Annotated in this window: 6 protein-coding genes; 5 read left to right on the top strand and 1 reads right to left on the bottom strand. The window is 63.1% G+C overall.

The annotated features are described in order from the left end of the window. Positions 1-336 precede the first annotated feature (336 nt). Genes U5805_RS31355 through U5805_RS31340 form a run of 4 tightly spaced genes read left to right on the top strand, consistent with a single transcriptional unit; the run spans position 337 to position 2250 of the window. On the top strand, positions 337-642 hold the full coding sequence (locus tag U5805_RS31355) for a 2Fe-2S iron-sulfur cluster binding domain-containing protein (protein WP_322107369.1): 306 nt from the start codon (positions 337-339) through the stop codon (positions 640-642). Beyond that, positions 639-977, top strand: coding sequence for a hypothetical protein (locus tag U5805_RS31350; RefSeq protein WP_322107368.1), 339 nt, complete (start codon positions 639-641; stop codon positions 975-977). The genes U5805_RS31355 and U5805_RS31350 overlap by 4 nt, the downstream gene beginning before the upstream one ends. Before the next feature lie 44 nt (positions 978-1021). Further along, positions 1022-1300 (top strand): 2Fe-2S iron-sulfur cluster-binding protein, encoded by a 279-nt coding sequence (locus tag U5805_RS31345; RefSeq protein ID WP_322107367.1) that lies wholly within the window; start codon positions 1022-1024, stop codon positions 1298-1300. Next, positions 1294-2250 (top strand): alpha/beta hydrolase, encoded by a 957-nt coding sequence (locus U5805_RS31340; RefSeq protein ID WP_322107366.1) that lies wholly within the window; start codon positions 1294-1296, stop codon positions 2248-2250. The genes U5805_RS31345 and U5805_RS31340 overlap by 7 nt, the downstream gene beginning before the upstream one ends. A 54-nt stretch (positions 2251-2304) precedes the next feature. On the opposite strand, the gene U5805_RS31335 is transcribed toward U5805_RS31340, so the two are convergent. Further along, positions 2305-3495: a methyl-accepting chemotaxis protein gene (locus tag U5805_RS31335; protein ID WP_322107365.1), complete on the bottom strand. Its 1191-nt coding sequence runs from the start codon at positions 3493-3495 to the stop codon at positions 2305-2307. A gap of 574 nt (positions 3496-4069) precedes the next feature. Here U5805_RS31335 and U5805_RS31330 point away from each other — a divergent pair. After that, positions 4070-5164 carry a porin gene (locus tag U5805_RS31330; RefSeq protein ID WP_322107364.1) on the top strand — a complete coding sequence of 365 codons (1095 nt, stop codon included), beginning with the start codon at positions 4070-4072 and terminating at the stop codon, positions 5162-5164. The last annotated feature ends 96 nt before the right edge of the window (positions 5165-5260 follow it).

Below are 5260 nucleotides of genomic sequence, written 5' to 3'. Positions count from 1 at the left end.
TTCTTTTGCTCCTGATCTTGGTGGGAACGACGCCCGCCGCGTCGGGCGAAGCGCCCGGCCGGTGGACCGTGGGCGTAGAATAACCGACTCTAAGAATACTGTATACTTTTTATTAGACGGAGGCGCCCGCCTACGGGATTCGGCGATACCGCTCAACGTCAAGATTACCGGCTTCTGGCCGATGCTATCAACGCTCGCCGGCCTCAACGGACCTATCTGCAAAGCCCTGACAATTTGGAATCAAGTATACAATGTTCTCACTAATCGCTACAATCCGGAGAAAGCGAGCGCGCTGCTGCGCGCGCGTTCCGGTCTAACGATGGAGAGGAAACGGCAATGCCGAGGGTCATATTTCACAGAAATGGCGAAACCTACGAGGGCGACGTGAAGGAAAACACCAACCTCGTGGTTCGCGCCGGCATCAAGCAGTTTCCGTTTCCGCATCTTCGCTACGAGTGCGGCATGGGCAAGTGCTCCAGGTGCGCGTGCGTGGTTCGCGCGGGCGGCGAACATCTGCCCGCGCCCAACTGGAAGGAAAAGAAGCAGCTTGGCGAGCGCCTCGAACAAGGCTATCGCCTCGCCTGCCAGCTCTGGATCGAGCACGACATCGAACTGGAGCAAACCGACGTGGGGACCGCATGAGCGCCCAAGCCATCGCCCCGATCGCCTACGTGATCCTCACGAGCAAACCTGGCCAGTATCGGACCGAACCCACCGGCAAGCTCGCGCCCGCCGAAACCTGGGACTACGTATATTGCGGTCGCCACGTCGCGACCTTTGTCATCGCCGCGCTCTATGGCGAAGCACGCCTGCGCGTGATCGAAGAAGCCGAAGGCGGCGCGGTCAACGACATGCCCACGCGCTTCCTCGAAAAATACGCCGATCGCGACGCGGCCTTCGCGGCGCTTCGAATGCTGGTCGGCACGCGCGGCCAGGACGCTTCGCTCGAACCGCGCGCCACGCCGTTAGCCTGCTGAAGCGCCGCGTCGATTTCCGTATCCAGCCAGAACAGGTCTCACGCATGATCCAGATTACTTTTCTCAGCAACGACAGCAAACGCGTCAGCGCACCGCCCAACAGCAATTTGCTGCGCGTCTCGCTGCGCGAAAAAGGCGGCATTCCCTTCAAGTGCGGCGGCGGCCTGTGCGGCACCTGCAAATGCCGGGTCGAAAGCGGCATCGAAAACACCGACGCGGTGAAAGAGAAGGAAAAACGCCATCTCACCGCCGCCGACATCGAAGCGGGTTATCGCATGGCGTGCCAGACCTTCGTCAACGGCGACGTGAGCGTGTCATGGTGAGCCGCCTCGCGACCTCGGAGCCGCTCGGCTCCTTGCCCGAAGATCAACGCCGACTGCTGCTCGACATCGGGCCGCGCTGGGGGCAGGACATCGTCGGCCACCGGCAAACCGTGATCGAGTGCTACACGCCGCTCGTCGCGGCCGCGCCCAAGGACGGCATCGAAGTCAAGCGCGACCTGAGTTACGGTCCGCACGCGCGGCACGTGCTCGACGTCTTTCTGCCCGCTGTGGATGCGGCGCGCGGCGGCCACGAAGAAGAAAAGCCGCTCGACGTCGTGGTGTTCGTGCACGGCGGCGCATTCGTGCGCGGCAGCAAGAGCGTCAACGGCGAGATTTACGACAACGTCTGCTATTGGTTCGCAGCGCAGGGCCTGGCGGCCATCAACGTCGAATATCGCCTCGCCGACGCGGCGCCCTACCCCGGCGGCGCGCAAGACGTGACCCAAGCGCTCGACTTCGTCCATCGCCACGCAAGCGAGTGGCGAATCGACCCGCGGCGCGTATTCGTGATCGGCCATTCGGCCGGCGGCGCGCATGCCGCGACGACCCTGTTCGACGCGGCCGTGACCGCGCCGTGCCCGCCGCCGCCCGTGGCCGGACTCGTGTTGATCAGCGCACGCGTAGCCGCCGACGTGCGCCCCGGCAATCCGAATGCGAAACCCGTGCGCACCTATTTCGGCGACGACGAAAGCCTCTACGCCGCGCGCTCGCCGCTCAGTCATGTGGCGCGCTCCTGCGTGCCGCTGATGATCGCCGTGGCCGAATTCGAAAACCCCTACCTCGACGAATACGGCGCGCAGTTCTTCATTGAGGCGCTGCGCCATCGCGGCGTGCCGCCTCGCCTGATCCAGATGCGCGGCCACAACCATACGTCGATCGTCGCGCACTTCAATTCCGGCGAAGAATACCTGGGGCGCGAGATTCTTCACTTCATCGGCAGCGTGGCTTGACAGCGGGTTGACAGCGGCTTGACAGCGGGGAACCCGCCCCGCCTTGCGCGAGTTTCAACAACGCAACGGATTCGCCTGCAACGCGGCCCAGACCAATGTTTCGGAATGCGAATCCAGTGGACGGGGCGCCACTTCGTCGTCGAGCTTGAACGCGTTCACGGCCCGTTGAAGCTGCAAGATTTGCTGCGATAACGACGAAGCGGCGGCCGCGGCCTGTTCGACCAGCGACGCGTTTTGCTGCGTGGTGGCATCCATGTGCGCCACCGCCTGGTTCACTTCGTCCACGCCGATACTCTGCTGCGCCAGCGCGCCGGAAATCTCGCCGAGCAATGCCGTGACCTCGTTCACGGCCCGCATGATCGCCTGCATCGTGGCGCCTGCTTCGCCCACGAGCCGCGATCCGCTCGTCACGTGCTCGACCGATTCGACGATCAGCCCGCGAATTTCCTTGGCGGCCACGGCGCTGCGCTGCGCAAGGCTGCGCACTTCGCTTGCGACGACCGCGAAGCCGCGCCCCTGCTCGCCGGCGCGCGCCGCCTCCACCGCCGCGTTGAGCGCGAGAATATTGGTCTGGAACGCGATGTCCTCGATCACCTGAATGATGTTGACGATCTTGCCCGAACTCGCGCTGATCGACTCCATCGTGCCCACCACGCTTGCCACCACGGCACCACCTTGCGTGGCAATGGCCGATGCGTCGTCGGCGCGCTCGCTGGCCGCGCGCGCCCGCTCGGCGCTTTGGCGCACCGTCGCCGTGATCCGGTCCATGCTCGCCGCCGTTTCCTGAAGCGAAGCGGCTTGCCGCTCGGTGCGTTGCGAGAGGTCGCCGTTGCCCGCATCGATTTGCTGCGACGCCGTGGCGATGGTGTCGGTGGATTCCTTGATGCGCGTGACGAGATCGGTCAGCGTGTCCTCCATATGGGCCAGCGCGCCGAGCAAGCGACCGAACTCGCCGCCGTGATCGCTCGAGAACTCCTTGCTCAAATCGCCGGACGCCACCGTCTCCGCAATATGGATGGCGTCCGCCAACGGCTTGCCGATGCTGCGCGCGAGCGCCGCGATCGACCCGAGGCAAATAACGGCAGCAAGCAATCCCGCGCCGACGAACATGCCGCGAACGCGGCCGAAACCGGGATCGCTGCCGTCCATGTGCGCTATCGCGAGCGCGATCACGCCCATCATCAGCAGGAACAGCACGCCGTACGAAAGCGCGATGCGCGGACCGATTTTGATATTGCCAAACATTGAGCTTCCTTCTTTTTATTGGGAGTGACGAAATAGTCAGGCACGCCGGCATTCCGGGCACGAGAGTAGATGACGCCGAACGCCTGGACGGCAGCCGGAAACGCGTTCTTTCCGAAACATACGATTGAGGCAATGCCGCCGCTCTCGCGCCGGGTTTTTCTACGAACTGACGCGCACGCGCAACGCTTTTGGAAACGCGACTGTTGCGCCGACCGCACAGTTTCGCGGCAACCTTCTTGTTGCATTGCCCGCTATACCGCTCACTGGCGCAACACCGCTTTTGTATACTATGTACGTAACTGGCGACGAGCAACAGTAAAATAATCAGCGTTTACCCGAGAGCGTTTGATGCTCTTTCCGCTCCTCAGCCGTCCATAAACCCCAAAATTCGGCGCTTTTCCACCGTCACCACGCCTAAAAAAATCCCGCAAGCGGCGCAAACCCGTCGATGGACCGAAATCAAAAATCCATTGGCGATATTTTTGTATACCTCATACTTTGTTCCGCTGGATCAACGACTACAACCACGACCTCGCACCAGCACCGAGGACGCCTGCCTCTAAGGGATAACGGGATGAAGAAGACGTTCTGCATTGCAGCGGTACTTTCATGCGCGGCCGCCGGCGCGCACGCACAAGGAAGCGTCACGCTCTATGGCCTGATCGACGCCTCGATCCAGTACACGAACAATCAGGGCGGCGGCAGCACGGTGGCGATGAGCAGCGGCACCACGCGCGGCAGCCGCTTCGGCCTGTTGGGAACCGAAGATCTGGGCGGCGGCACGCACGCGATCTTCCGGCTCGAAAACGGCTTCGACGTGACGGACGGCTCGCTCGGGCAAGGCGGCCTGATGTTCGGACGCCAGGCCTACGTCGGCATCGAAAACGATCGCTGGGGCGCGCTCACGTTCGGTCGGCAGTACGAATCAATGGTGGATTACGTCGCGCACCTCACGGCCGCCGACTGGTCCGTCTACATGGAGCACCCGGGCGACATGGACTTGACCAACCGCGGCGTGCGCGTGGACAACGCCGCGAAGTACACCAAGACCTACGGCGCGTTCACGGGCAGCGTGCTGTACAGCTTCGGCGGCCAGCCCGGCAGCTTCGGCAAGGACAGCATGTGGAGCCTTGGCGGCAGCTACGACGACGGCCCGCTCTACGTCGGCTTCGGCATGACCTACGCGCGCCAGCCCGGCGACCGCTCGGCGGGCACGTTCTGGAAGCCGTCGAATTCCGCCGACGGCGAATTCGTGACCGTGGCCAGTTCGTTCCTGACCATGGGCGGCGGCGCGGCCTACAAGTTCGGCTCGCTGAAGCTGGGCGGCGACATCACGAGCACGACCTACAAGAACGGCTTCGAAAATCAGAACGTTCACTTCATGAACTACGAAGTCAACGGCGTCTACTACTTCACGCCGGCGTTTTCCGCGGGACTGGGCGTGACCTACACCGACGGCAAGATCGACGCCAACGACGGCGATCCGCGCTACATCCAGTACAACGCGACCGCCACCTACAGTCTCTCGAAACGCACGGACCTCTATGCGTTCGCCACGTTCCAGCGCGCGATGGGCGACGCGCAGGTGGCCCAGGTCACGCAGTTCATCAACCCGTCGAGCACCAATAAACAGGCGTCGGCCGGCATTGGTCTGCGCCACACGTTCTAACGCGTTCGCGACGCCCAGCCGGGTGCGCGCCCGAATCGAATGACCGACTTTTCCATGCTCGCCACCGGGCATGGACCGATCCAAGGAGCAGTGAAC

The sequence above is a fragment of the Paraburkholderia sp. J41 genome (assembly GCF_905220235.1).
In the GTDB taxonomy this organism is placed as follows: Bacteria; Pseudomonadota; Gammaproteobacteria; order Burkholderiales; family Burkholderiaceae; genus Paraburkholderia.
Note: the sequence above shows the minus strand (reverse complement) of the source record. Positions and strands in the feature narration are given on the sequence as shown.